Annotated in this window: 20 protein-coding genes and 1 pseudogene; 1 reads left to right on the top strand and 20 read right to left on the bottom strand. The window is 58.1% G+C overall.

Going from position 1 to position 26,231, the window contains the following annotated elements:
* Window positions 1-1,036: 1,036 nt before the first annotated feature.
* From HZZ13_RS14145 to HZZ13_RS14050, 20 genes and pseudogenes are all read right to left on the bottom strand, one after another.
* A pseudogene (locus HZZ13_RS14145) lies at window positions 1,037-1,411 on the bottom strand (IS66 family transposase); the annotation flags it as partial.
* Window positions 1,320-1,772 (bottom strand): IS66 family insertion sequence element accessory protein TnpB, encoded by a 453-nt coding sequence (gene tnpB, locus HZZ13_RS14140; protein WP_197960191.1) that lies wholly within the window; start codon window positions 1,770-1,772, stop codon window positions 1,320-1,322. The gene tnpB and the pseudogene HZZ13_RS14145, both read right to left, overlap by 92 nt.
* Window positions 1,753-2,199, bottom strand: a complete 447-nt coding sequence (gene tnpA, locus HZZ13_RS14135) for an IS66-like element accessory protein TnpA (RefSeq protein WP_197960190.1) — start codon at window positions 2,197-2,199, stop codon at window positions 1,753-1,755. Before tnpA ends, tnpB begins: the two co-directional genes overlap by 20 nt.
* A gap of 1,575 nt (window positions 2,200-3,774) precedes the next feature.
* On the bottom strand, window positions 3,775-4,281 hold the full coding sequence (locus HZZ13_RS14130) for a hypothetical protein (RefSeq protein ID WP_197960189.1): 507 nt from the start codon (window positions 4,279-4,281) through the stop codon (window positions 3,775-3,777).
* A gap of 585 nt (window positions 4,282-4,866) precedes the next feature.
* Window positions 4,867-5,547: a 2OG-Fe(II) oxygenase gene (locus tag HZZ13_RS14125; protein ID WP_197960188.1), complete on the bottom strand. Its 681-nt coding sequence runs from the start codon at window positions 5,545-5,547 to the stop codon at window positions 4,867-4,869.
* A gap of 6 nt (window positions 5,548-5,553) precedes the next feature.
* Window positions 5,554-6,699: a GFA family protein gene (locus tag HZZ13_RS14120; RefSeq protein WP_246504419.1), complete on the bottom strand. Its 1,146-nt coding sequence runs from the start codon at window positions 6,697-6,699 to the stop codon at window positions 5,554-5,556.
* 1,118 nt (window positions 6,700-7,817) lie between these two features.
* Window positions 7,818-8,660 (bottom strand): electron transfer flavoprotein subunit beta/FixA family protein, encoded by an 843-nt coding sequence (locus HZZ13_RS14115; protein ID WP_197960187.1) that lies wholly within the window; start codon window positions 8,658-8,660, stop codon window positions 7,818-7,820.
* Between the two features lie 379 nt (window positions 8,661-9,039).
* A complete protein-coding gene (locus tag HZZ13_RS14110; protein ID WP_197960186.1) occupies window positions 9,040-10,008 on the bottom strand; it encodes an IS481 family transposase in 969 nt (322 codons plus the stop codon).
* Between the two features lie 359 nt (window positions 10,009-10,367).
* Entirely contained in the window at window positions 10,368-12,119 is a 1,752-nt protein-coding gene (gene nifA / locus HZZ13_RS14105; protein ID WP_246504418.1) for a nif-specific transcriptional activator NifA, read from the bottom strand.
* A gap of 253 nt (window positions 12,120-12,372) precedes the next feature.
* Window positions 12,373-13,209 carry an SDR family NAD(P)-dependent oxidoreductase gene (locus tag HZZ13_RS14100; protein WP_197960184.1) on the bottom strand — a complete coding sequence of 279 codons (837 nt, stop codon included), beginning with the start codon at window positions 13,207-13,209 and terminating at the stop codon, window positions 12,373-12,375.
* A 617-nt stretch (window positions 13,210-13,826) separates the two neighbouring features.
* Window positions 13,827-14,033, bottom strand: coding sequence for a hypothetical protein (locus tag HZZ13_RS14095; RefSeq protein WP_197960183.1), 207 nt, complete (start codon window positions 14,031-14,033; stop codon window positions 13,827-13,829).
* Window positions 14,030-15,142: a nodulation protein NodZ gene (locus HZZ13_RS14090; protein ID WP_197960182.1), complete on the bottom strand. Its 1,113-nt coding sequence runs from the start codon at window positions 15,140-15,142 to the stop codon at window positions 14,030-14,032. The genes HZZ13_RS14095 and HZZ13_RS14090 overlap by 4 nt, the downstream gene beginning before the upstream one ends.
* A 158-nt stretch (window positions 15,143-15,300) precedes the next feature.
* Window positions 15,301-17,340: a carbamoyltransferase family protein gene (locus HZZ13_RS14085; RefSeq protein ID WP_197960306.1), complete on the bottom strand. Its 2,040-nt coding sequence runs from the start codon at window positions 17,338-17,340 to the stop codon at window positions 15,301-15,303.
* A gap of 295 nt (window positions 17,341-17,635) precedes the next feature.
* Window positions 17,636-18,424 carry a nodulation factor ABC transporter permease subunit NodJ gene (locus HZZ13_RS14080; protein WP_027577639.1) on the bottom strand — a complete coding sequence of 263 codons (789 nt, stop codon included), beginning with the start codon at window positions 18,422-18,424 and terminating at the stop codon, window positions 17,636-17,638.
* 3 nt (window positions 18,425-18,427) lie between these two features.
* Window positions 18,428-19,342 carry a nodulation factor ABC transporter ATP-binding protein NodI gene (nodI, locus tag HZZ13_RS14075; RefSeq protein WP_027577638.1) on the bottom strand — a complete coding sequence of 305 codons (915 nt, stop codon included), beginning with the start codon at window positions 19,340-19,342 and terminating at the stop codon, window positions 18,428-18,430.
* A gap of 7 nt (window positions 19,343-19,349) precedes the next feature.
* The gene (gene nodU, locus HZZ13_RS14070) at window positions 19,350-21,059 is read right to left on the bottom strand and encodes a nodulation protein NodU (protein WP_197960181.1); all 1,710 of its coding nucleotides are present in this window, start codon (window positions 21,057-21,059) and stop codon (window positions 19,350-19,352) included.
* 13 nt (window positions 21,060-21,072) lie between these two features.
* Complete coding sequence (gene nodS / locus HZZ13_RS14065; RefSeq protein WP_197960180.1) at window positions 21,073-21,702, bottom strand: nodulation methyltransferase NodS; 630 nt, start codon at window positions 21,700-21,702, stop codon at window positions 21,073-21,075.
* Between the two features lie 10 nt (window positions 21,703-21,712).
* Complete coding sequence (gene nodC, locus HZZ13_RS14060; protein ID WP_197960179.1) at window positions 21,713-23,089, bottom strand: chitooligosaccharide synthase NodC; 1,377 nt, start codon at window positions 23,087-23,089, stop codon at window positions 21,713-21,715.
* Between the two features lie 17 nt (window positions 23,090-23,106).
* Complete coding sequence (gene nodB, locus HZZ13_RS14055) at window positions 23,107-23,766, bottom strand: chitooligosaccharide deacetylase NodB (protein WP_197960178.1); 660 nt, start codon at window positions 23,764-23,766, stop codon at window positions 23,107-23,109.
* Window positions 23,763-24,395 carry a NodA family N-acyltransferase gene (locus HZZ13_RS14050; protein WP_197960177.1) on the bottom strand — a complete coding sequence of 211 codons (633 nt, stop codon included), beginning with the start codon at window positions 24,393-24,395 and terminating at the stop codon, window positions 23,763-23,765. The genes nodB and HZZ13_RS14050 overlap by 4 nt, the downstream gene beginning before the upstream one ends.
* Window positions 24,396-25,220: 825 nt before the next feature.
* Between HZZ13_RS14050 and nodD1 the strand changes: the two genes are divergently transcribed.
* The gene (gene nodD1 / locus HZZ13_RS14045) at window positions 25,221-26,165 is read left to right on the top strand and encodes a transcriptional regulator NodD1 (protein ID WP_197960176.1); all 945 of its coding nucleotides are present in this window, start codon (window positions 25,221-25,223) and stop codon (window positions 26,163-26,165) included.
* Window positions 26,166-26,231: the final 66 nt, after the last annotated feature.

The following is a 26,231-nucleotide window of genomic DNA, read 5'->3' as shown; positions in this document are numbered from 1 at the left end:
TTCGGGGGGCAGGATTGAGCTTGGCGCTCCTTGGGCGTAAGACAACTTTGACTTCGCCCGTCGACCGAAAGGTGCGGAGACGGTCTAATGCTGCAATGAGTCTCGCGGGATTGCCTTTTCCGACGAACTCGCGTACGTCACCGCCATCGCTCAGCGAGTTACTGTCCATCCGAGCAACAATGCTCGGTCTGTTTTTTTCGAAGAGCCAACGGCTATAGCCAAGAAGAGGGATTATATGATGCTTCGCCCCGCGGGCGGACATCCCGCCCTTGATAAGGGCCTCCTCAAGCCTCAAGAGTTCGTGAGCATCCTCGGAATAAACAGGTCGCTCCCCCGGATACCCTCGTACCACAATCCCGGTTGACTGAGCCGGCTGCAGCGCCGAGGCGGCCGGCATTGCTCCACCACCCCCTCCTGAATTGGCGACGTCGCTCAGCTGCCGCTCAATCGCAATCCCTTGCAGATTCTCTAGGGTCCTCGGCCTCTTCGCTGCTCTCAACTCATCTGTGTCATGCTCATTGTGGATAAGGACCTCCTTGCTTGGCAGGAGGTTGCTCCTGGCAAGCGTACCCATCAGCTCGTCCGGGGACTGCTGGCTGTCGCTAGACACATTGGGAGGGGGACTACGGCGTGGCGATCCGTCGGGCCGCGCATTATCGGCCTGACGCGCCTCGTGCAATTGCTGCTCAAAGGCCTCCTGCCCGCGTCGGTCCCCTTGATGTTCTTGCGGCACAGCGTGTTGCACCTGGGGCCACGCTGTTAAATTCGATGGGTCAAAATTTTGCGGGTCCACGCTAGCCTCACGTCCAAAAACACCTGAGCAGGTCTTCTACTCGGGCAAGCTTTCGAGAACCTGACGTGGCCACGGTCCTGTAGCCGGGAGGCATTCGCGCCGGCCAATCTCGGAAAAGGCGGCCGGAACCATCGTAAGCGCGCATTTTACTGCACAGGCTGCGCGCAGGTGGCCGCGGCGTGGTGTGACGCCGGGCCGCGGCGGGATCATCGGAACGGCTTGGTTGACCTGAGCGTTCGAACGTCAGCCGTTGTTCGCAGCTGGCAGGTGTTTTTGAGCGGTGCAGTTGAACGGCAACAGATCTTCGATATCGGCGTCGGGCGCACGCTGAGGCAATTCAGTGAGCGCGTGACATAGCCATGCATAGGGATCAACGTCGCATGCCCGGCATGTCAGCACCAAACTGTAGATCACGGCGCTTGCCTTGGCGCCGGCAACGGTGTCGCTGAACAGCCAACTTTTTCTTGCGGTACAAAACGGCCTGATGTCGCGCTCCAGAACATTGTTGTCGATCGGGGCGAGACCGTCACTGGTGTAGCGGGTCAGATAGTCCCATTGATTGCGCGCATAGGCGATCGCCTTGCCGGTCAAGCTTTCGGGCAGGACCTTCGGCGCCTGGTCGAACACTGCCCACGCTCTGATATTGCCGCAACGGATGGCGCCGCACCGCCGCGATGTCGATGCCGTCAAGCAGCCAGTGCAGCTCCTCCGTCGTCAGCGTCAGCACCGCCTCCTGGCTTCGGGGCCAGTGGAATCGGTCCGCCTCCAGCCGCTTCAGCAGCATCCAAAATCCCGACCGATCATAAATCAGCAGCTTGACCCGGTCGCGGCGGCGATTGCAGAACGCGAACACGGCGCGCTGGAACGGATCCAGCCTCATCGACTGCTCGACCACGATCGCCAGGCTGTTGATCCCCGCCCGGAAGTCAATCGGCGCGCGGTGAAGGTAGACTCGAAGATCAGACGCCAGCCGGAACATGGCAACGCCCCAGCGCTTCAATCACCGCCGACAACAACTGTGCGTCGCCGCCTTCCAGCGAAAGCGTCACGCCGTTTGGCATCGATGCCGTCAGCCGCCCAGCAGAGGATCGCTCCGTAGCGCAAAGGGCGATCGCGCCGGCAGATCGGGTTGGCGACCGCGACCGCGCGCTCACCGGAATAAACGCCGGCGCGATCGTCGCCCGCGCCTCCGGCTGGCCATTCCCGTTCTGAAGTTGTCGCTTGGAAACCCACTTCCGCAGCAGGTTCGCGTTCACGCCGGGTTGCAACGCCAGCCCCGCCAGCGACACGTCAGGCTGCAGACAGGCCTCGACCAGCCGCTGTTTGCTGGCTGGATCATAGCGACGCCGGCCATTCCGCAACATGCCGAGCGTGTCAAGCTTAAAAGGTTCTTCTGCAGTGATCATCGATGGTGTCCACCTTGTTCATGGTAGACACCTCATCCCATCCGGGTTCTCAATTGCACAGGTGCGTAGAAAAAAGCGCTTACTAACAAACGCTTTCTCTATCGGCCTCATTCACCAATATACTCAGCCACTCCAGCCTCCAAGCGCCCACAGGCAAGCGACCGTGATTGCGGTGAAAACGAGTACAGCGCCAATTGCTAGCGCAATCTCCATCGTCGGCTTCCTTCTATTGCGCGGACCACCCACCAGACGGTGTATGTGAAGGAATTCCTCCGCCAATCGACTATCTGGACACCATTGTCCGTCACTCTCACGGAGAAGTGGGTTGAGGTGCAATAATCAAGGCCGCTGTAGAGTCGTGGGTACCTGGGCGTCAGTAGCCAATGCGACTCCGTACCGAAGTGATATATACTCGGTAGCGCACCGGCGATGTGACATTCACTTTCGAAGTCGTAACCGTTTGTTATGCTTCCGGTTACACCGACTCTGATTCTGTTGTACCTACGGCCTTCATGTTCGTACACGCTGAGGACTTCGCGACCGAGCGCATGAGCGAACGCGATAGCCGCTGAAGCTGCTCGAATACGTTGCTCCATGTTGCCTCGCGAGCAATAACGGGGCGGACCCGAAATGGCCCTGGATCATGTCAGGCCCGCCCGAGCATCACAGCCCCTGCAAGACCAGTGACGCTCACTGCGCCCAAGCAAGCAACGTGCCTTTTTGTCAAAAGGCTGCTGTACCTCGCCTGGCTGTGTGTACTTCTCGAGTTTGTCCTATTTTGTTCTGTCCCACTGTCCATCAGGAGGCAAAATGTTTGCAACGCGACATTCGCGTGTGAACGTTGAACTCAAGCGCAGGTAAGCTCGCAATCGCACGGAAAGGCGATCGCAGCGCTCCGGAAGTAGCGCTGACGCTTGAAGTCTACGACCCTGCCGATCCCAAGCAGCGATGGGAATTACTCAAAAGTCCAGGTTTTATTTCCGAGTATCGCCGACAATAAGCTGTGCATCGTCAGTTGCTCAGCAGCGGAATTTTGTACCCCTAATGGAGCTTAGGGTTGCAGAGTGACTGCCTCAAGGAGCGCGACGATTCGCGGCGCGCACAAACCGAATTCCGCTGATTACTCGCAAAGTTCGTATGGTAACGATCATGCTGCAGGCGCAAATCCGAGTCGTAACGCAAAGCACGAAAATGAGTTCATGGGACGGACTTAGCCCTGGCCAGTTCTTGGCGCGAGTAGCGTTTTCGCTCGCTGTAACGTCCGCCGTCGTCGCCGTGACTTTCTTCGTCATCCGCTACATGGCGGGCTTTCATCGATGAATCACAGCAGGCGCAGTGATCAAACATCGCGCTCTGCGGGACAAACCGATAATACGCACAACAAAACCACGAGAGAAGGCGATGGAACGCCGAATTTAGGCGCCCATGCGGGATTTGTTGCATTAAACGGTTTTCATTGAGCATGGAGCGCTACAATTCAACGCTGAACGAAGGGCCTCACGAAGGAAATCTCGGCGCCCTGGAAGGAACACAACGAGACTCTTTGGCTATTTGCTGCACAAGAGCAGAACATGGCTAACCATTTGTACCGTCTCCGTGGGCTTGATCGGCGATGAGGTGCTCGATGCGCAGCGGCTCATCGTCTGGCCGCTCAGCCTGCGACGATCGTCTAATCAGCGCTCGCTTGGCGTCTACCACAAAGTACTCCGCAATTAGGCCGTTCTGGTGCTGGGCCATGCGGGCCGCTTGCAGGCGGGAGCCGAGACGTGCTCCGAGCTGCCCTGCGACGGTGCTGTTGTGAGACCCGGCGGAGTTATAGTGATAGGCAACGGGGGGCGGCGGGCACGCGGCCTCAACCGGCAGCAGCGACCAGTCGGCGCGGCCGCCAGTAACATCACCATCGTTCACAGTCACGAACAGGAAGTTGGCGCTACCGTTGTCATCCTGATCATTGACGATCTGCCGGAAGGTTTGTGCGTCGTCGCTCCGGCTCCGGATTAAGCGCAGCAGCTGGGCTTGCTCGGGTTGAACGAATCGGGTCTGGGCGGTGAGATCCGGATCCTTCCTGTGCAACTCGTCCACGACGGCGCGGTCGGGCGGGCGTCTACCGAGGGGAAAACCGACAAGTTCTCTTGCTGGCCCGCGCTGCCCGACTCATGGAGCCTCCCGCGAGTTGAGGTAAAGTCCATCCGTTCTCACTTTCGAAATGAATACTCAGGTCTCGACCAATGCAGGACGATCGAGCAAAAGACCGCGCGCGATTAGGGCCTTCAGATCAGACTTCTCTTCTGATGGACCCTGCAAAGGCCCAGTTCGCGCACATCCGTCCCAAATCAGTTCGAGCATTCGGCTGTTTTGCTGGGTGTGTAGCTGTCGAGAACCTGACGACAACATGGCCTTCCTGCGCGCGGCGCGATTACACCATCGCGCACGCGCCGACACGCCTCTCGTCTCGAGGCAGCGACGATGACTTACCACACCTACCCTGAGCAAGCTTTTGCTCGGATTAACTTGGTTGCATTTACAGGCAGCAAAGCTAGCTGTGGCTTCCGACCTGCATTGTGGCAGCCTTTGCGAGGGACAGTCTGACCACAAGATGGGCAAGCTACCAATCTCTCCTGAGAGCTCACCCGTTACCGAAGTCATTTGCAAACCATTTCAGCCCCCTCAATCAGAGGCCCCCGTAGAGCTTTCGATGATCCGGCGGTTCGCGCCGCTGCGCTTTGAACAGAAGTAGACCAGTGATCGGCGCTCCCCGGTCAGCACAGGCTTCACTTCATGCCGGAGCTTACATGTGGTGACAAGTACCGCACCAAATGGCGGTCGGAAAACCTGCTGTTCGTACCCGCTTGGATATACCACGAACTCACCCCCCTCGAAGTCTCTCGCGAGCTGCACAATCACCGAGTACTCGAAATCCGGGTCGCTCGCAGCATCCAGATGGATGCCAACAAAGGAACCCGGAGGCATCCGATGCATTTGGCATCGGCGAATCACGCAATCTGACGTGGCGCCCAAGATCTTTTTTAGCGCGAAGCTGCGGTCTTTCCTTTCAAGTAGCTCCATGAGCTGGCCTGGCGCTGCACCACTCGCGTCGCTAGGAGCGCGGCCGGGTGGGTCTATCCTCACGCGTTTGACGAAAACATTGTGCGAGTCGCCGGCATCTCCCGCCCTCACTTCTTCTTCGGGAATCTCAGCCTGCAGCTGATCGATCTTGGCCAAGTCATCTTGGGTGAACAATATCTGGGGACCAATCACGACCGTCCCCTTCACCAACAGCTCTACGCGGTATTTTGTCAAAGCTTCTTCTGAAAGCAGACGGGATTTATGATTCATTGCGCGCGTCATTCGAGTTCACTCCAGAGTTTTATCTTCGACGCAGGACTCCAGGTCCTGGTGCATCGAGCGGAATGCTTGGTCCCAATGCTCGCCATCGAACTCGCTTATTGATATGCGTTCGATGGTCCTGTTATCCAGGCATCGGATATTTACGCTGAAACCGGAGGGGTTCGACCGCGGTCTATAGAATGGCTTTACGCCGCAAACCCGACAAAACGTGTGCCGAGCGATGTTCTTGTTGAACTGGTACGTCGTCAGGAATTCTTCGCCGCACTCAATGCCAAGCTTATTGCCAGGTACGAGCAAGTGCAGAAATCCAGACATTTGACAGATTGAGCAATTGCATTGTACTGCAGAGAGCTCTCGCGGCGCTTGGACGTAGAACTTGACAGAACCACAATGACAACGGCCATGGTGTTCGATCTCCGAATGATCATCTCCCTGAAGTGAAACAATTCGGAGCAGATCGCGGCACCACTGTAAGCTGAGCCGATAGGCTCGATCGAATTCATCCAAAAAGCGATCATTACGGTCAGCCGGGACAAGTTCGCCAATCAGCCGGCTTGTCATTTCTCCGTGATACTTCTCCGCGGGATCTTCTCCGCCGACATGGCTGCGGAAGTACTCAAGGTCGTCAGACCGCACCTCAAAGGTTTTGACCAGAGTTGTCCATAGCGACTGGATCATGTCCGCAGCATGTAGCTCAAAAGCGACCATGTAGGCGCAACGCACTAAGGGATCTTTCGATGACAATCCGGCATAGAGAGAATGCAAGTACCGCTTCGTCGTGGCGCTGTAGTTGGGCCGTATTGCTCTGCCGAGTAGCTGCGACGCATCCTTTCTAAACAGGTTCGAGTGGAAGTTTTTAGTCACCAGAATATCGGGTAGCGCCGCCTTTCCGCCCTGGAGAATCTGGCCGTAACCACCCGTCTCATCCCAACAGATGAAATTTGCGACTACGCTGGTCAGTTCAACGTCCCTCGCAAGATCTCGATTGTGATTCATCGCATCGAATATGAGATCCTTTTGCGACCCCGCCTGCAGGTACGGGAACGCCTGTGACATGGCCAGATATTCGGGCAGCAGGCTTGCGACCTGGCCCTGGGACATCTGCGCAGCAAACGGGTGCGGGCCGAACAGGGCTCGCGCTTGCTCAGTCAAATACTCGCAGCATATCTGCGGATGCTGGTCGGATGTAAATCGAGACCCTTGAGATGTCATTTGACCCCTGGCGATAAGGAGAGAACGGTCCTTGACGGAGCAACTTCGTCTCCGGGCCAACTATGGGCTATTGCGATTTCGTTGGTTTCCATGGGCTTGATCGCGTTTACCACTCAGGCGAAATTCTTGGTGGCCACCTTCGCGGTAGCAGACATCGGCATGCTTAGTCCTGCTCACGCGCTTCAACGCGTTCATCAACTGAGCGACAGCGATCCAGACGGATGCCGGTCCGCGACGCGAATTCCCGGCGCGGCCAGCATTCGCTTGCAGAGCCATGTTGAGATTTGCGCCGCGCCAGGCCCTCTCGGTTTCTGCTCCTGCCAGTTGGTCGAAGCGCTATGAGCTTCATACAACATTACAATGCCGGCTGCTGGCCGGCACGAGCTTCTCAAAGAGACCACCGCTAGGCTTCGCTTCGCGAGCACCACCCCGCCGTTCTCCTGCATGCTTACAGCAATCACCGTGCCAACTCGTGCACTCACTCCACGGATTTTGATTACATTGACGAAAACGCTAGCGACCGATTTCTCATTGCAAGTGTATTGAACCTGACAGCGCTTGCACGGCCGTCAAACACCACACGGCGAAGCGCCACTCACAATGGTATAGGGCTGTTGAATCGCGAAAATTAGTCCAAAGGTGCCACATAGGTGGGCTTCGCGCCCTCGACATCGCTAACAGTGCTTTGGGCGTTCGGATGCTAGTATGGTGATCCCGGGCGCGGACGTAATCCGTCTTCGCTCGTGACAACTACGCGCGAAACACTCGCCTCAACGCCGTCGAACACGACGATGCAGTCGGATCTGGTCGCATGCGCAGGCCTTTGTCGATCTGCCTGACAATCGTGGCCAACTCCGGACATTGATCGAGGCCATAACGTGGTCTACGGAACATGCGGTCCCAGGTGATCGCAAGCAATCGAGAACGCCAGGAACCCGGACTGCGCTGGTTGCGGGCTGAGATGCTAGCTACATCTAGCGCGCTCACTTGACGCGGGTGCCTCTTGGCGTTGGTACATCCTTCGACCGTTTCGAACTGTCGTTGCCGGACTCTCCAGATCAAGCATCGCGGATGAGGGCTGCAAGATCAGCTTCGAGATTCGGTTGACGCTTGAAAATCGCATCTATCAGCGCTTGCGCCGGTTGTTCGGTGGCCTCAACCAGCGCCGCCTTCTCAGCCCGCGCAGAGGGAGCGAACACTCGCTTGACGACGGTCGGCGATCCCTTGAGACCGCATTTGGAGACGTCTTCGATACCGGCATCATGCGCACTCCACTTCACGATTTGGGCACGCGCGGCACGCAAGGCATCTACCATTGCGCCACGCCGAATCTGATTCGTCGCCTCCAGCATGGTGATGAGACAGGGCAGCCTCGTGTGCAGCACCTGGATACCACCTTCAGAGCGTCGTTCCACTTCAATCGTATGGTTGGCGAGATCTAAGGATCTGACCTTCGCAACGTAAGTCAGCTGCAGTACGCCCAGCCGCTTTGCGATGCCGGGCCCAACCTGCGCCGTATCACCGTCGATGGTCTGCTTTCCCGTGAAGATGAGGTTTGTCGGGCCATATTCCTTATCAATTTTTCGGATGGCTGTTGCAAGTGCATACGTTGTTGCCAGGGTGTCGGAGCCCGCAAAGCAGCGATCGGTGAGTAGGACGGCGCGATCGGCGCCATAAGTCAGCGCCTTTCGCAAAGAATCTTCCGCCGATGGCGGTCCCATTGTAAGCACGGTAATTTGGCCGCCGAACCGATCGCGCAGCTCCAGCGCGGCCTCGAGCGCGAAGAGGTCATATGGGTTGATGATGGTCGGCACCCCCTGACGCATGATTGTATTGGTCACGGGGTGCACGCGGATCTGCGCCGAGTCCGGAACCTGTTTGATGCAGACGACATTGTGCACGGTGTTGCTCCAACAGTTGCGACAGCTGCGAAGAGCAGAGCAAGTGTTGTACCATCACCCGTCCTTTTGGAGTCGGCTTGCCTTTACACAGGCTTAGACCGGGTGATCCGCCCCTCTAGCCCGCTCTTCCCGACAAACAATGCCAACATAAGTCAGGGTTGCGACAGCGCTGTTCCGCAGGGCGCGCCAGCTGAGTGAGGCCAGCTTGCGACAGATTAACCGCCGCTAATCACCAGCGGGCGGCGGACCGATTGACGTTCATTGGTCATTGCCGCTCACTAAAGCGCGATGAGATTAAGATGAATCGCCATCGCGCTTTAGATCCCTTGTTTGAGCATGATCTTTCGGAAATCGGCTTCACACTTTTGCGGATCATGCCCTAGTTGTGGAGCCTCAAGAGGTTGTTCCTGACCAGGCCGAGTCTGCTGATCGGTGGCTTTGAGCCGATACTGCCATGAGGACGATGCCAGTTGTAGCGGTGAAGCCATCTTGGCAGCTCGGCGGCGCGTTCTTTTGAGGTGTTGTAGGCCTGCGCATAGGCCCACTCGCGCAAGCTGGTCTGAATGAAGCGTTCGGCCTTGCCATTGGTCTTGGGCGTATAGGGCTTGGTGCGGATGTGCTTGAGGCCGAGGCGCTTGCACGCCCTTCGGAAGGCGAAGGATTTGTAGCACGAGCCGTTGTCAGTCATGACCCGCTCGACCGTCACGCCAAGGCTCGCATAGTAGGCGACGGCAGCCTTGAGGAAGGCGACAGCGCATCCCCTTTTCTCGTTCTTCATGACCTGGCTAAAGGCGATGCGGGAAGCATCGTCGATGCAGACATGCACGTATCCCCAGCCTGGCCCCTTGCCGCGTGAGCGCAGGTTGCTCTGGCCGGTTGGGTCGCCGGTGATGCGATGACCGATCCGATTGAACTTGCCGGGCTTTTTGATGTCGATGTGGATCAGCTCACCCGGGTTCTCGCGCTGATAGCGTCGGATCGGCTCGGCCGGCTCCAGCGCAGCGAGCCTGTTCAGTCCAAGCCGATATAGGATGCGGCTGACGGTGGCCGGCGAGATCCCGAGTTCGACCGCGATCTGCTTGCCCGTGTAGCGCTGTCGGCGTAACGCCTCGACGGTGGTACATGTGGCCGCCGGGGTTTGGCTTGGCAATGAATGAGGCCGTGAGGACCGATCTCGCAAGCCATCGACGCCTTCTGCGTGGAAACGCTTCACCCACTTGGCGACGGTCTTCGGCGTCGTGTTGAATTGGCGCGCGGCCGCAGCCTTGCTCAGCCCTCTCTCAACAACACTTCGCACCATAGCCTCTCGACCTTTGGGCGTCAGAGGCGCATTCTTGTGGATGTCCATTCGGTTCTCCGCGAATCGCTGGTGTTTGGCGACTTCAGAGTTCCCGGTCAGGGCCGAATGGACAACCTCCTGAAAGTTCACTCGGCGGATAGGCATATAGCTTGTTCAGGTGAGCAATCGACGGTTCGCGATTGCATGGCCCGCAGGTGACGCTCGGTATGTCATTGCGCGAGTCCACGTCTCACCGAACCAGGTAGCTCGCCTTTCGACAGCAGTTCCGCAAGTGGGCGGGGTGGTTTCGCTCGGGGCCAAGTTGCCGACGAGGGCGGACCATTCCCTTCGGATTGCGATGAGATTGCCTATCGAAGATCGTCCTCATATAGCTATTTGGCAGTAGCAGTTCCGGCCGATGTCGTCGTTCAGAACCGCTTTATCTCGATTCCATATTTCCTCAGCGCATAGCCGATCTGGCGCGGCGTTAGTCCGAGCAGGCGCGCTGCTTTTGCCTGCACCCAGCCAGATTTTTCCATGGCCGCAATGACCCGTTCGCGATCGGCCATCTTCGCGCCGCTAACGAGAACTGTGCCGGGAGGCCCCAGTGAGGCCAGTTCACCGCCGACAGACTGGACCGGCTGGGTCGCTTCAGCTAGCGGAATGATGGACTTTGCGGGCACTGGCGGCATGGGTGCGGGCTGCTCTTTCCTCTCCTCCGACGTGCTTTTCCACAGCATCGCGGAAAGGCACTGGCCGTGGTAGCATGCAAAGTCACTTCTCACGATCGATGATCCGGCGCACAGCGTCGCTGTCCGCTCGATGCAGTTTTCGAGTTCACGGACATTTCCCGGAAAGCCGCAGTTCATCAGTACATCGATCGCACTCGCCTCCAACGTCAGAGTACGGCCGTTCTCGTTATTGAAATTTCTGAGGAACTCCCTGGCAAGCTGAGGAATATCACTGCGTCTTTCGCGTAGCGGTGGCAAAAGTAGGGGAACTACGCTGATGCGATAGTAAAGGTCCGCCCGGAACTCGCTCCTTGCGACAGCCTCTTCAAGGTTCTTGTTGGTCGCAGCTATCACTCGAACATCGACCTTAATAGTCTGGTTGCTGCCGACGCGCTCGAACTCCTGCTCTTGCAAAACGCGCAGCAACTTCGCCTGGAACGGCGCTGAGATCTCGCCGATCTCGTCAAGAAAAAGCGTTCCCTTGTCAGCAAGTTCGAAGCGTCCCTTGCGCGAGCTGAACGCGCCGGTGAAGGCGCCTTTCTCATGACCAAATAATTCGGATTCCAAGACGGTTTCAGGAAGCGCCGCGCAATTCAGCTTAACGAACGGGCGCTTGGCGCGGGGCGATGATTCGTGAATGGCCTTGGCTACGAGTTCCTTTCCGGTGCCGGATTCGCCACGCAGCAGAACTGTGCTGTTCGATCTGGCTACAACCGCAATCTTCTCGAGCAGCCCTCGCACCGCCGGACTGTCGCCAATGATCCCATGGACGTGTCGGTTCTTGCGCTCCCGAGATGGTTGCCTGAGCTCTAGGACTTCCTTTTGTAGCCGGTCTTTCTCCGCCATCAGTCGTTCGCGATCGCAGGTGAACAAGCGGTGTAACTTCACCGTTTGTCCCACCAGGTTGGCGATCATGGCGAGCAGTCGCGCATCGTACTCAAGCCGGAGACTCGACCTATCGTCCCGGATGCGGTCGACCGTCAGCGTACCCACGACCTTCCGATCAATGCGAATGGGAACCCCGATGAACGACACTGGGATACTATCGGAGGCGCCGAGCACTTCCCGGTCGGCAGCGCTGAATACCGGCTCGGCGGCCACGTTCTCGGCGACAAGAGGCCTGTCCGTCGCGATGATCTGGTCAATTGCGTTCCGCGGCAGTCGCATCCGGTAGCTTTCGTCGCTGCCTTCGTTCCAGCCGGCGCCTACTGTGATATCCGGCATGCCGTCCTCGTCGAAGAGTGAGACGATGCCGTGTCGCATCTGCACAAACGATTGCAAAAGACCAACAACGTTGGCCAACGTGACTTCGAGCCGACAAGGAGCGGTAAGAATTTTCGATATTTCGAAGATGCCGGTGAGCGCGCTCTCACGCAGCTCTCCCGGGAGCTTACCCTCCGGCTCAGCTTGCGAGGTGGGTCTTTCGTGTGAGAAAGGGATATCCAGCATGAGGCGGCCTCCGTTGTCTTGATCGTCCTCCCTGGTACCTTGTCCTGGTTGGCGAGCTTCGTTTTGCATGTCACTCTCGATCTAACGCCAAGTGTTGACGAGATGACATAGAACCGTAAGACCTTTTCATGGCACGACGATAAACTTACAGTGTGCCTTCATTCATTTTTGCGGATTGCGTGCGCATCGTCAGCGGAGAACATACGTGCCGCTGCTGCCGCTCAAGTCAGCTGTGTCGCCAAGGCGGGCCGATTCACAGATGTTGCCCGCCATTGACCGGCACCTCGGCCCCCGTGACGTAGCTCGCCGCATCCGAGCACAGGAAGAAGATGACCTTGGCCACTTCATCCGGGGTTCCCACTCTGCGCAGTGGGATACTTGGCACGAGACGCGCTTCTGTGTCGGGCGATAGCATGTCCGTCCTGATTTCGCCGGGCGCGATCGCATTCACACGAATGCCATGCGGCGCATAATCGTGCGCCATTTCACGGGTGAGGCTCGCAAGCGCAGCTTTCGACGTCGCATAGGCACTGCCGGCAAACGGGTGCACCCGCGAGCCCGCGATCGAAGTCACGTTCACGATCGATCCTGACGCGGCTCTTAGCTCGTCAAACAACCCCTGCGCCAGCAGGATCGGTGCCACCAAATTAAGATGGAACACCCTCATCCAGGTCTCGGTTGACGTCGTCAACGATGTCATCCGATCGCCAGCGGGCGTTTTCGGCGAGACACCGGCATTATTCACTAGCGCGTGCAAAGGTGCACCGGCCAAGCGCTTCTTGACCTCAGTGATCGCGCGCGGCAGCATGCGATGATTGCTGAGGTCGATCTGGACATGATCCTCGTCCCCTGCGTGCCAGGGACATCGCTCGCCGTCGAACGGTTGACGCGCGCAAGAAATGATGCGCCAGCCCGCCTCCGAGAACAGCTTAGCAGTGGCATGACCAATTCCGCGCGATGCTCCGGTGAGCAACATCGCCTTCTGTTCTCCGCCATGGACGCGGGCTTTATCGGCGTGAAAGGGGCAACCCAAATGTGTTTCGGGCAGCGAGCCTGTGATCAGATCGTCTTTTGGCAGATCGAGACCCACGCCCGCCTCCTCTCCTGTTGCGCGCCGCACGCGTAGCAGGATTTGGGCCATCGCGATGCAGCTAAATCCGCCTCCGTTTTGCGTCCTAATGTCGCGAGCACGGAATGCTTGGCGGGTTCAAGACACGGTGCGTTTGCTTTGTGACAGTGATGGTGCATCAGCTACGTAATGTCACGAGCTCACGCGCCTGCGTCAAGACCAGGTTGCAAGCCGCACGTTATTTCCTGATTGCACGGGCGGAAGAGCCAGTGGAGGCCAGCGCCTCTCGTCCAAGCAACGATCGATCAGGATAGCGGCCACGGCCAGTAGCCGCGTCAACTCGAAAACTGACGTTACAAGCTTCTACGTTAGATTCGCTGGCAACTGATGCTGACTTCACGTCCAACACTGGCACATCGCCGGTCGGATTGATTCCGGACCTCGACCTGGCGTGCTGAACGTTTCCCCAAAATAGTGCATCTCGAGAGCGCCCGTCCGCACCTGCGAGCGCCCGACCGCCACGACGGAACGCACCGGCTGAACGGCGGACCTTTCGATATGTTCATCCGCGATCGACCACCGATTAGCTTCGACTTGCGGCTCCGCCCGAGGCGAAGATGAAGACGTGTTCCACTTGTTTAACGCGACTGCAGAACGTTGACGCCATTGTTGTCGACGTCGAGCTTCTGCGGAAGGCATTCGGCCGCCGCATCGTTCTGTTCTCCGCTGGAAGTTCGCGGCAGCGCATCCCTTTGGACAGACATTTGCCGCCCCGAAAAGAACTGCCAGTACTGCTGGATGCAAAGAGCGGCAATCAGATCGATCAATCGAGCTACGACTTTCATGAAGCTACAAGATCTTTCGATTTTTCTTCAATCAAGATCAATCGGCTCGGATCATTCAAATCGAATTCTATAACGCGTGGGGCAAAGAGACGCGCATAGCGCGTGAAGGCGCTCGTCGGGGGAAAACGGATCACAGTGTCGCAGCGCGCAAGGAGATACATTTCGATGAGGGCGGAAAAGCCGCCCTCGGCTCCGAGCGCCGCGTTGTGCAATGGGCCGGCCTGAGGCGCCTGGAATCGTTTTGGGATCGTGAAAACATCAGGGAATATAGTCGAAATCTTCTCAAGGACGAGCGCGCTGTCCGTGCACAGGAAAGCCCTCACGGGTTTTGCGTGGGGTAACCCCCTGGCCTTATCAATGGCATTACAGACCTGTCGCAAGGCGCGCTCCGGGTCAGCCCAGTAGGGAGCATGCCCCATGATATCCTCGCCATTGCCATGCCGGACATGGATGCCGATTACGCCGTACGATTCAAAGTGCTCGCGGTAGATAGCATCAATCCGAGCCTGAATTTCAGGTCGTGGCTTGATGCTCCGAAAGATTTCTCGTTCGGCTTCCTGATCGCAGCGCCACATCAGGCAGGCGTCACACACAACCGTGTTAGCGTCACTATCTTTCTGACTTTGGAACAATTGATCGAGTTCGTCGCGTTCCCGAAAAATCTGCTCGTCCGGGCGATAGACGCAATCGATGGATGGCTTGTTCCACCATGCCGGGAAGAATGGTCCCGGAAATGAACACTGGTTGATCTCGTCACCGCAAATCACCCGCACGCCAGCAATGTCTTGAACCGGTTCGAAGAAAACTGGAAAGGCATTGGTGAATGGCTCATCGAGGTAACAAGATCCCCGCCAATCAATGGCTAGCGTCCGCCCCGTCTGCTTTGCAAAACGCCAGGCTGCCGCCAGCGACCACAGGCAATCGCCCAACCCCGTACGTCGTCGGGACACAACGAACCGATCATTTTTCGAACCGCCGTGCATCTGCATGGCCCCCTTCCGTGCTCCTGGTTGAACGAAAGACGTCACGGGAGACACATCACATGTGCTCTTGACCGACGTTATAGTCGGCGCGTGTGCTGCTCGCGAGCTGCGTCGGTAGAACTTCATAGGAGTGCTATCCTCGTAGCGAGCTCTCTCAACACTTTGCCTTCTTTCTTCCATTCAGGGCTATTGCGCTGATATGCCCGAGTTCAGCCGGATGCCTATTGTGCCCTACTACATCTCAGCCTGACCTCCTGTACACGGAGGCATAGCCATGACCATACTCACGACCGCGGTTCTGCTTCGCCTTGCGCTTTAAGGCGGCCGCAAGCAGCGTGTGACGGATGCAGCCGAACGCGGCGCTGCTCCCACACGAACCGCAGTTCCTTCACGAGATCTTCGCGCTTGGCCTGGTCCAACGTGGTTGTGTCAAGAAGATCACCGAACGACGCCTCCCCCTCGATCCGCATCAGCAGCTCAAAAAGTTCATGTGATATGCGCACGCCGTCGCCGCCCGAATGTCCTGTGCGGATCTCGCAGACCGTTTCCTGACGATCTTCCGCCACGTGGGAGCGGACGCGATGAAGGGATGCATACGGCGGTAATGAAACGCTCAGTGTGCACCAATCCTGCAGCGTTGCCGCCCGCTTGCTGACGAGGAATGGTCCAACGACAAGTCCGTCCAGGTCAGTCGTCAAAAACGCTACGATGGCGTCTGCAACAGAATCTACGATCGGCTCGGCATTGTTGTTAAAGGACGTGTTTAGAAGAACCGGGATGCCGGTTCGCTTCTTGAATGCATTAATGAGATCCCAATAGGCAGGGTTTGAGTTGCGCGAGACCGTTTGCAGCCGCGCAGTACCATCAACGTGCGTGACCGCACCAAGCACGCTATGGTAGGCCTCACGCACACGAACCACGAAGTTCATGAAGGGAAACTCACGCTTGCCGCCTGGGAGCTCAAAGAACTCACTTGCATCCTCCTCCAGCACGGATGGGGCAAACGGACGATAGCCCTCACGCTTTTTGACCATCGCGTTGATCCGGTTCTTGTTTTCTGCCGGCCGGGGGTCGGCGAGAATGCTGCGATTGCCAAGCGCACGTGGTCCGAACTCAGAACGGCCCTGAACCCAACCGATCACAGCACCATTTGCCATCCAGTCAGCCGCACTAGCTGCGATGTCGTCACTGCGTCGAATATCGAGGTGGCCGGACCATGCATTGAGTTCGTGTTCCACCGCTTGCTCGGTTCCGAGACCGGGCCCCCAATAGACGTCCCGCAGTCGCTCGCGCGGCGCAGGCCGGCCCAGCTCGTTTGACATCATCAATGCAGCGCCGAGTGCGCAACCGGCGTCGTGTGCAGCGGGTTGGACGAAGATGTCCTCGAAAAGCCCCGAATAGAGTAGCTTACCGTTCACCGTACAGTTGTGGGCCACCCCTCCAGCCAGACACAAACGCGTCATACCCGTCGCTTCGCGATGGTGCCGCAGGATGTGAAAGATGATCCGCTCCAGCGCTTCCTGCAGCGTCGCGCTGACATCTCGATGCTGCTGCGTGAATGGCATGCCCTTTCGCCGGATCTCGATATTGCGGATCAAGGCCGGCCCTATGCGGTCCAGGTGGAGGCGATAGCCACCGTTGTCCAACAGTTCGTAGAACTGCGCGAAGAGCTCGCGATAGGGAGCGGGGTCACCATAGGGGGCGAGCCCCATGACTTTGTACTCATCGAATAGCCCATAGCCGAGATATCGGATCGTCTCGAGATAGAACAGCCCGAGAGAGTCGCTTTCTGGGAAGCTTGCGAGCTGCGTAATTTCGGTACCAGACCCCACCGCCAGTAGACCGGAACAAAAATCGCCTCCGCCGTCGATCGCAAAAATGAGGCTTTGCTCGAACCCGGACATCGCGAACGCACTCGCGGCATGGGCTTCATGGTGATTCACGAATGAAACCCGCGACGCATCGACATCGGTGCCGAACACCTGCGCCAGCAGATGCCGCGCCAACAGCTTGGCGTTCAACTCAACCGGCCGAGACACAAACTGTCGCTCGAGCATGGCGTTGCAGTAGGCTTCGGTCGCATAAAACGCGATCCGGTCGATCTCGCCAAGCTCAACGCCTGCACTAGAAAGGCAGTATCGGATCGCGTTGCTCGGGAACTTGTTGGAGTGCTTGACCCGATTGAGCCGCTCCTCTTCGACGGCAGCGATCACGCGACCATCCCGCACAAGGACGGCAGCGCCATCGTGCAGGAATGTATTCGGCAACTCAGGCGAACTTTCAAAGATTCTGTCTAGACCACCACTTATTCCCAGACACAACATCTCGCTCTCCATTTGATCATTAGGGAAAGGCTAGCTGCCATTCCCCATACGTTATCTGTACTGTCACGCTCCGGCGGCTGCGACGGACAGACAGCACGACCAAGCGTCCAAGTCCGTCTCATTGCTTAGCGCCTATCGAGGTAGTGGAGGCTCGGACCAACAGGCCCTACTCCCGGCTTGATCGCGTCCTTTAGCAATCAGCGCGGCCGCGACGGTTCGAATCGCCTCATGCCGTGGCAAACGGCATCGAGAGCCCGCATTCATCGAGTTTGGTTTGCTCTCCCGCCACTTCATGTCAACGGAGCAGGCGACGCCGAAGTAGTGCCGTCGACACGAAGAAGGGAAATACTGCGTACATGCACAGCGCGGCGACATGCAGAGCAGCGTCGCCGGCGCCGCGCTCAAGCATCACAGGTCGAATGAGGTCGACCGAATGTGCGAGGGGCAACAAGCCGGCGAAGTGCTGAAACGAGCTCGGCAATTGGTTCATCGGAAAGACCGCGCCACACAAAAACATCATGGGCGTTAGCACAAGCGTCTGGTAGAACACGAAGTACTCGTAGCTTGGTGCGAGAGATATGACGACCATCGCCAGGCTGGCGAAGACAAGGCCGGTAAGTGCGACAGCTGGCATCGCATAGAAGATGGACGGCCAGGAGGCATAACCAAGCGTGGCAGCGACAGTGCCGATTGCTGTTCCGGCGAGAACGGACTTGCTGGCCGCCCAGACCAGCTCACCTAACACGATATCGCCAAGCGTGAGCTGCGTGGACAGGATCGCCTCCCAGGTGCGGCTCATGTCCATGCGCGCAAAGGTCGCATAGAGTGTTTCGAAGGTCGCGGAAGTCATCGCGCTGGTCGCGACCACGCCAGCCGCCAGAAACGCGATGTACGAGGTACCCTCGACGCTTCCCACGATTACGCCAAGGCCAAGGCCCAGGCCAAATAGATTGGTTAGAGGATCTGCGAGGCTGCCGAGCACCGACGCAGGAGCGACTTTCCGCCACGCAAGACAATTTCGACGCCACACTGCGATCCAGTTGTACGCGTTAGCCGGCATCACCGCGGCATAGCTTTCACCCATCGATCATTTCTCCATCTCGCGCCCGGTCAGCTGCAAGAACACGTCTTCGAGATTCGGCGGGCGCTGCAGAATGCGAAGGCCCGCTCGCCCGCGCAGTTGCGCGCGTACCTGCTCCGGATGTGCCGCATAACAAAACAGCGTCTCTCCACTCACTTCGACGTTTCGCGCATGAGGCCTGATCAGCTCACTGAGCTCATGTGGATTACCACCATAGATCTCGATCACGTCGCAGCCGATATGCTCGTCAATCAAGGCGTCGGGCTTGCCTTCGGCGATCTTGCGCCCCCCCTCAAGCACACACAGCCGGTCGCATAGGCGCTCGGCCTCTTCCATGAAGTGCGTGGTCAAGAGAATCGTCTTGCCACGCGCAAGCAGAACTCGCAGGCGTTCCCAGATCAGGTGACGTGCATGTGGGTCGAGGCCGGTCGTCGGCTCGTCCATCACGAGCAGGTGTGGATCATTTATCAGGGCGCGCGCCAGCGTCAGCCGCCGTTTCATGCCGCCGGACAGCTCAGCGACACGCACATCCGCCTTGCTTTCGAGGCGCGCAAACTCGAGCAGCGAGGGAGCGACCGCCTCGATCTTGCGGGCGCTCATGCCGAAGTAACGGCCAAACACCAGCAGGTTCTCTTTTACGGTGAATCCTAGTTCGAGGTTGTCGAACTGCGGCACCACGCCGATGCGCACACGTGCTAGCCGAGCACGTGCAGGTACAGGCTCATTCAGGACCGTAATCTTGCCTGCGTCCGGCGAGATCATGCCGAGAAGCATACGTGCAGTCGTGCTCTTGCCAGCTCCATTCGGCCCGAGCAGGCCGAAGCATTCTCCGCGCGCAACCGACAACGACAGCTCATTGACGATGAGCTTGCCGCCAAATGACTTACTTACCCCGGCAAGGTCGATTGCTACGGTGGACATGTTCACCTTAGGCCGGCAAAAGTCGTTCAGCCGACGATGGCTTCCCTACGACCGTTTTGGTCCAGAGCAGGCCCTCGCACCACACATGTTCAACGCGTCCCCATTGGCATGCCGCGGCAGCATCCGGGAAGAAGCCACGTCCGTGGAGGTTGGCACTCGTATTACAGAGCAGCGGAATGCCGGTAAGTTTTTCAAATTCGACGAGAAGCTCGGCGATTTTGTGCGGAGAGTTGCGGGAGATTGTCTGCAGCCGCGCCGAACCGTCGAGATGGACGACAGCGGGGACCTTGTCGCGCCATTCCGCGCGGGTCTGGTGATCGAACAGCATGTAGGGATCTGGCGTACCAGGGCTGAAAATCTCCGGCGCTCGATCCTCCAGACAGATCGGCGCCACCGGTCGGAAGTGCTCGCGACGCTTTATGTCGTTGAGATGATCCTTCATTGCCGGGCAGGTCGGGGCTGCAACAATGCTTCTGCCGCCCAACGCCCGCGGCCCAAGTTCGGCGCGCCCGGAAAGGAAGATGACCGGCTTGTCGTCCGCGAGAATCGCCGCAAGTTCACGCAGACTGCACGGCGCCGCCTCCCAATCCGGCGGAAGCTCGCTGTCCTGCAGGGCCGGACCACTGTAGACTGACCATTCCAATGGCCCGAAGCCATTTTGCGCCGCCATCGCGCCGCAAGCAGCGCCGATTGCCGAGCCGCTGTCATTCGGAAACGGCGGCACCCAAACATCATCGAACAATCCAGTCGCACGAAGCGCGCTGTTCCACTTGATGTTGAGACCGCAGCCTCCGGCGATACATAGATTTCGCGCTCCCGGAAGCGACGAGTGTTGCAGCAGAACCACCGCCATTTCCTTGACAAGAAGACGTTCCACGAAGACATGAAACGACGCAAGGACGTCCTCCCCTCGCTTGTCCGTCAGGCGCAAAGCGCTTGCCTCGAAGAAGTCGTGCAGAGCTGCAAGAGACGCTTCCGCATTGTTGATCTCAGCGCGGTAGCGACGAGCCTGCTCCGTGTCAGCGGCGAAGCGCTTTTCATAGAGCTCCTGAAACACTGCGACGATGCTTTCGTCGACAGAGCCAAGCGCGATGTAAGCCATCAGCTTGCCGGCGATGCCCAAATCCCAACTGGAGCGGTTCGGCTGCCTGTATGGGCCGAAGTGAAGGCCCGCGGCAGCATAGGCATGTCCGATCATCGGAAACAGGGATGCAATGAGCCGTGCCCCCCGAGGTTCGACATAGTAAAGACGTGGAAAGATGCAGCCGTCCCATACCAGACAGAACGCGGGTTTTCCCGCGCTGGCAAACGGACTGGTGCTATATGCTGACGCGACGTGGCCTGTGACGTGCGGGTAGCTCTTGTATGGAAACACCTTGCCTCCGAGGATCAGGCCAAAGCCGTCGACGGAATCAAGAAGGCCCTCAGCATGGCGCTCGACATATGGCGCCCCCTTCAGCGCGATCGGCACAGCTCCACTTAGGACCTGGAACTGCGACTCAATCTCCCCATCCCAGCCGTCGATGACGAACTGATCGATGTCCCGCGGATCCAGGCCATGCTCCGCCAAGGCGAGCACGACTGCATCGAGATTCTCGACGGATTGGTAGCGTGGACCGTTGCCGAGCTTTTCTTGCTCGGTGCAAAAGACAAGCCGCCCGTCCTCGACGACAGCAATTGCCCCGTCATGTGTTAACTTGATGCCGCAGATGCGCATACGATCCCCTGGTCTAGTGGCCGACGTTTGATTGTTCTGACGAGTGACCCGGCTTCCGGAACCGGACGATCAAGCAGTCTTCGTTGACCGACTCGGTCTTGCAGTGCAGACGTTCGACCTCCGATAGGCTCTCGTTGAAGAGAGCGATCACCGTTTCGGCACCAGCAGCATGCCCCCATCGTTGACATGTGGCATCACGTGCGGACCCGAAAATCAGAGCTCCATTTGGCGCAAGCATACTCACCAGGTTGCGGATAGCCGCATCCATCTCGACAATGTCCTTGAGGTAGTAAAGAACCTCAGCCACGACGATCAAATCGAACTGTTCAGTGGTCGAGAACCGCTGAATGTCGCAGGTCACCCACGTGATATGTGACCACTTCCTGGTCCGTAGTCGCGCTCGCTCGATCGCCTGCGGCATGACATCGACAACGGTGAGCCGCTCGCATAGCGGAGCCAGCATGTCCGTGAATGCACCGGCTGCACATCCTACTTCGAGGGCACACGAAACATCTCCGTCGCAACGCGACATCCGGAGCATTTGCGCGTATCGCTCCTGCTCGAAGGAACTGCTGTCGAGCCGCCATGGATCGTCGGCAGCCAGCTCTCGCTCTAATAGCTGATGGTTTGCGTGCTGGATCATGAGCCAATACCTACTTGCAGGCAGTCGAACGATCGCTACCGCAAACACTCTCTGTTGCCGACAGACTCGAGGGACACTGGGAAACCCTTGCCTTACGACTCGTACTAGACCTTGCCAATTTACTTGCAGCACTTCGTCCAGCGTTCGGGTGCAGAATGACAGATTGCTGTTCCCCGTCGGCCGGCACGTTGGCGACCTTGCGCGATAGCCAATCGCTGTTGCTCAATGTACAAAGCGCATAGGCCTTCAAAGGAAGTAAGAGAAAGATATTGATCGGCGTGTGGAGCGAGAAGCCGAGAAAACGCAGTTCGCGAGCACGAATGGCTGCCACACTGCACCGGACCATTGTCATTGCTGCAATCGTCAATCCCGTCCACCAGGGTACAGAGCCTGCGATTAGGAGCTGCGCGAGCGCAGCCAGTGATGAAAGAGCGAGAAGCAACGGGCCGAGATTTTGCCCGATAACATCCAGCGTCAGATAACCATCGAGCTCTGGTAGCAGGCGCAATGCGAGGAACGTGTCCCGGAAGGTACTGCGGGCCCAGCGGAGTTGCTGACGTAGATATGGCCCAAGGCGGTCCGGGACGACTGTTGCTGCGATCGCGTCTGAGACGTATTCGGTTCGAAACCCCGCCTTGAGCATGAGGATCGTTAGATGGCGATCTTCGCCGAAATCGCTCGGCTTTCCACGAAAGAATTGCGCTTCGTATTGATCGAGAAGCAAGGCGAGCGCGGAGCGACGATACATGGCACATGGGCCGCAGCAGCACATAACGGCACCGAAACGCGCCTGCGCCGCGCGCTCTTCGTTGCACGCCAACCAGTATTCCATATCGATCAGCCTGGTCAGCCAGGTTTGGCTGCGATTGCTCGCTATCAACTGACCCATGGCCGCCCCGATTTGCGGGTCATGCATCTTCGATACCAGCTTCGTGACAACGTCAGCGGCAAGTATCGTATCCGAGTCGACGTTAAGGACCAGGTCACCGGATGAGCTGCGTATCGCAGCGATCTGCGCCTTGCGTTTTCCAACGTTCTTTGCCAGCAAGATGATGCTGAACCTCGGATCGTTCGCATAGATTTTGTGCACAGGCGCGACAAGATCGCGATTTGCAGATCCGTCGTCGACCACATAGACCCGTAGCTTTCCGGTGTAGTCTTGACTCGCAAGCGACTCCAGACATTCGGCGAGCGTGATTGGGTCCTCGTTGAAGCACGGCACGATGACGTCTACACTGGGAAGGACCATCTCCGATCGTCCCAGGTTATCCTGCAACGATGAGTTAATCGCCGGTTGCGCATAAAGCGCTTGCGCGCTCTTGTAGATCGTCGAGAGCAGCGCATAAGACGAAACAGCGACAGCACTGGTTGTAGCGAGCAGGTCCATAGGGTGTCAATTTTCGCTCAGTGAAGTTGAGGGAGTGGACGGATTACAAACCCGCGCAGTTGAAGTGCCGGGATCAGATGTAACAGTGCCATCGCGGTCTGATCGCGCAGCGTGGCATCAGTGCACGGTCGCTCCTCATCGGGAGGATATCCGTCGTGCAGGAGCACAATTGCACCCGGACGAACGCTCGCCAGTACTGAATTCACGATTCTATCGACCCCGGGGCGGGACCAATCTCTCGGATCGACCGACCAGTGCACAGCTGTGAGACCGGCGCTCGCTGAGACAGCGAGCACCTCTTGCGTCCACATACCGTAAGGTGCTCGCATGTGCCTGGGTGAGGCCTGCGGGCACGCCGAACGGATCGCCTCGCTCGCCGTCAGAAGTTCATCACGTACCTCCGCCGGTACGCATCTGGATAGATCCGGATGCGTCATCGTGTGGTTCGCAACCTCGTGCCCTTCCGCGATTATTCGTCGAATGAGTTCGGGTTGTTCGGCCGCGTACGTGCCGATCACGAAGAACGTCGCCGGAATCCCATGTTGCGCCAGCACATCGAGCACCTCTGGCGTGCAAAATGGATTTGGCCCGTCATCGAACGTCAAATAGACGGGGCGACTTCCGCTCACGTCAGCGTAGTCGCAGCGGACAGCAGATAGGGGCAAAAGCTCCTTCACAACTCAGGCCCATTCCGATCGATGATTGTCCCGGCCGGCCACTCGCTTATCGAGCGTCCAACCGGGAAAACCACCACGATGACGTCTTCGATACGGATCGGCGACAAGTTGGGATAGACATCCGGGTGCGTGGAGCGGACGCGAATGCCAGACATGAGGGTGGCGAGCCCCTGCCTTTGGACCAGTCGGGTCATATGTTTCTCAAGCGCAGGCCGAACTGTGCCGAAGCCGAATGGAATCCCAAGCTCCTGCAGTGTGGGATACATCACGCGCATTGCGTGGCTGATTCCCAGCCCTTCGAGATCCGGACGCACCGCATATAGCCCCAGTTCGGCCACCAGGAGATCGACCCCACCAATATTGATGAAGCGGCGTAGTAGCCCGAGGTGAGCAGCTACCCCGCGCGCGTCGTAACCAATTACGCGGAGCTCAGGTCTTGCCCCGGCCCAACTTCGGTTGCCCTCAAATGGCTGCGCGTTGAAAGCACCGGTCGGCCCGTAACTCTTGCGGAAGAACTCGGCGAGTTCGGCATGATCGGTGAGCCGCAGTTCGTTCTCCCAGCGACGGCTCCACTGCACTTGGGCGCGTGCAGAAGGAGCTTCCGCAGTCCGAGATACGGCGATGTTCATGGCGGGCTTCCTTGCGCCAGTGAAAATAGGAGCGGAGATGGACACTGAACTGGCTACCCGGCGACCCGCTGATCAATGCTGAAATGCCCCGCCGCGCCCCGTCGGAGCTCGGCGCCCCTCGCCTGCACCGCACCATGCGCCGTTCCCGACGAAGCGATCGCACAGTTCGCAATCGTCATCCGGCTAATGCCCCGCGCGAGATATGTCGGAAGATGCCGACGAGGTGATTGGACGACCCAGAACCTGTCTGCGGCACCGAGCTTTTCCAGCTCATCCCGTGCCGCTGTCGACGTTTTGACGTCTGAGGGCAGGCTATCGATGCGAGGAGCCTCAACGGCGTGTCGCAGTGGCATCAGCTCAATCTGGTTCTTATGCATCTTGGACACGCCCCCAATGCGGTGGAGAGGCGAGTCCTTTGGAGAGTCGCCGGTACTACTTGGCATCCGCGATCCGCGCCTGCCGCTGTTTCGCGAACGTAGAATGAGGTTGAGCGCGCTCTCAAGTGTACGCCGGTAAATCACAGATATGGAAACGGATGAGATACGCATACGAACGTTTATAGGGCGCCGCTTGGCGTCCGATCGAGCGCGCTTCACACCGAGAAGATCTAGCGCGGCTCGCATGGCACGCGTAAAGCCGCCCTCGCAACGAATGTGGCGGATGCTCGCACGTCGAGGCGTTTCACTCTGAGCCCGGGAACGGCCAGCAGCCATCATTGTATGCCTGATTACTCTTCCAAACTGATGTTTGCTATCCAACATCCCGCAATTTGGTAAAATCGATTGTTTCGATAGAACACATCCACACGATGGATAGACTCATAAGATGCGGTTCAAGGGACTTGATCTAAACCTTCTCGTTGCGCTCGATGCTCTGATGACGGAACGCAACCTCACAGCGGCGGCGCGCAAAATTAACCTGAGCCAGCCCGCCATGAGCGCTGCGATTGCGCGGCTGCGTACCTATTTCCGCGATGATCTATTTACCATGAGAGGTCGCGAGCTCGTCCCGACACCTGGCGCGGAGGCGCTTGCAGATCCGGTTCGCGAGGCGCTGCTGCACATCCAACACTCGATCATATCACGGGACGCGTTCGACCCGACGCAGTCGAGCCGACGCTTCAGGATCATTCTCTCCGATTTCATGACGATCGTCTTTTTGCGCAGGATTGTGGACCGTCTTGCACAGGAAGCTCCCGCGGTGCGCTTCGAATTGCTACCATTCTCCGATGAACCCGATGAGCTGCTCCGCCGGGGCGAGGTCGACTTTCTCATTTCGCCGGAACTGTTCATGTCGAGCTCGCATCCCAAAGCGACGCTGTTCGACGAGACCCTCGTATGCGTGGGATGCCGCGCGAACAAGCAGCTATCGCGACAACTTACGTTCGAGAAATACATTTCGATGGGCCACGTTACGGCGAAGTTCGGACGGGCGCTCAGACCAAACCTCGAAGAATGGTTTTTGCTTGAGCACGGCGTCAAGAGACGCATTGAGATCGTTGTGCAGGGCTTTAGCCTGATTCCGCCCATATTGTTAGACACGCGCCGTATCGGCACAATGCCCTTACGACTCGCCAAACACTTCGAACAGCGGATGCCACTGCGGATCGTTGAACCACCGCTCCCCCTGCCCACATTCACCGAGGCTGTGCAGTGGCCTGCGTTCCACAACACGGACCCGGCGAGTATTTGGATGCGGCGGATATTGCTGGAGGAAGCATCCAAGATGGCATCTGCGCCTCAGGAGCCTCCAACTCGCAGGCGCTGCTAAAACCATAAGCCGCTCTCAGCAAGCTCCAAATGCGCTAACAATCCTTCGACGTCCTCAGCTGCTTTC

Origin of the sequence: Bradyrhizobium agreste (assembly GCF_016031625.1) — a bacterium.
Classification (GTDB): domain Bacteria; phylum Pseudomonadota; class Alphaproteobacteria; order Rhizobiales; family Xanthobacteraceae; genus Bradyrhizobium; species Bradyrhizobium agreste.
The sequence above is the reverse complement of the archived record's forward strand: the minus strand, read 5'-3'. Positions and strand labels throughout refer to the sequence as shown.

Coding starts and splice junctions, on each gene's coding strand:
- tnpB (WP_197960191.1), bottom strand. CDS start 1,772: ATGTTCCGGCTGGCGTCTGATCTTCGAGTCTACCTTCACCGCGCGCCG.
- tnpA (WP_197960190.1), bottom strand. CDS start 2,199: ATGATCACTGCAGAAGAACCTTTTAAGCTTGACACGCTCGGCATGTTG.
- HZZ13_RS14125 (WP_197960188.1), bottom strand. CDS start 5,547: ATGACGCGCGCAATGAATCATAAATCCCGTCTGCTTTCAGAAGAAGCT.
- HZZ13_RS14110 (WP_197960186.1), bottom strand. CDS start 10,008: ATGGACATCCACAAGAATGCGCCTCTGACGCCCAAAGGTCGAGAGGCT.
- nifA (WP_246504418.1), bottom strand. CDS start 12,119: ATGCTGGATATCCCTTTCTCACACGAAAGACCCACCTCGCAAGCTGAG.
- HZZ13_RS14095 (WP_197960183.1), bottom strand. CDS start 14,033: ATGAAAGTCGTAGCTCGATTGATCGATCTGATTGCCGCTCTTTGCATC.
- HZZ13_RS14090 (WP_197960182.1), bottom strand. CDS start 15,142: ATGAAGTTCTACCGACGCAGCTCGCGAGCAGCACACGCGCCGACTATA.
- HZZ13_RS14085 (WP_197960306.1), bottom strand. CDS start 17,340: ATGTTGTGTCTGGGAATAAGTGGTGGTCTAGACAGAATCTTTGAAAGT.
- HZZ13_RS14080 (WP_027577639.1), bottom strand. CDS start 18,424: ATGGGTGAAAGCTATGCCGCGGTGATGCCGGCTAACGCGTACAACTGG.
- nodI (WP_027577638.1), bottom strand. CDS start 19,342: ATGTCCACCGTAGCAATCGACCTTGCCGGGGTAAGTAAGTCATTTGGC.
- nodU (WP_197960181.1), bottom strand. CDS start 21,059: ATGCGCATCTGCGGCATCAAGTTAACACATGACGGGGCAATTGCTGTC.
- nodS (WP_197960180.1), bottom strand. CDS start 21,702: ATGATCCAGCACGCAAACCATCAGCTATTAGAGCGAGAGCTGGCTGCC.
- nodC (WP_197960179.1), bottom strand. CDS start 23,089: ATGGACCTGCTCGCTACAACCAGTGCTGTCGCTGTTTCGTCTTATGCG.
- HZZ13_RS14050 (WP_197960177.1), bottom strand. CDS start 24,395: ATGAACATCGCCGTATCTCGGACTGCGGAAGCTCCTTCTGCACGCGCC.
- nodD1 (WP_197960176.1), top strand. CDS start 25,221: ATGCGGTTCAAGGGACTTGATCTAAACCTTCTCGTTGCGCTCGATGCT.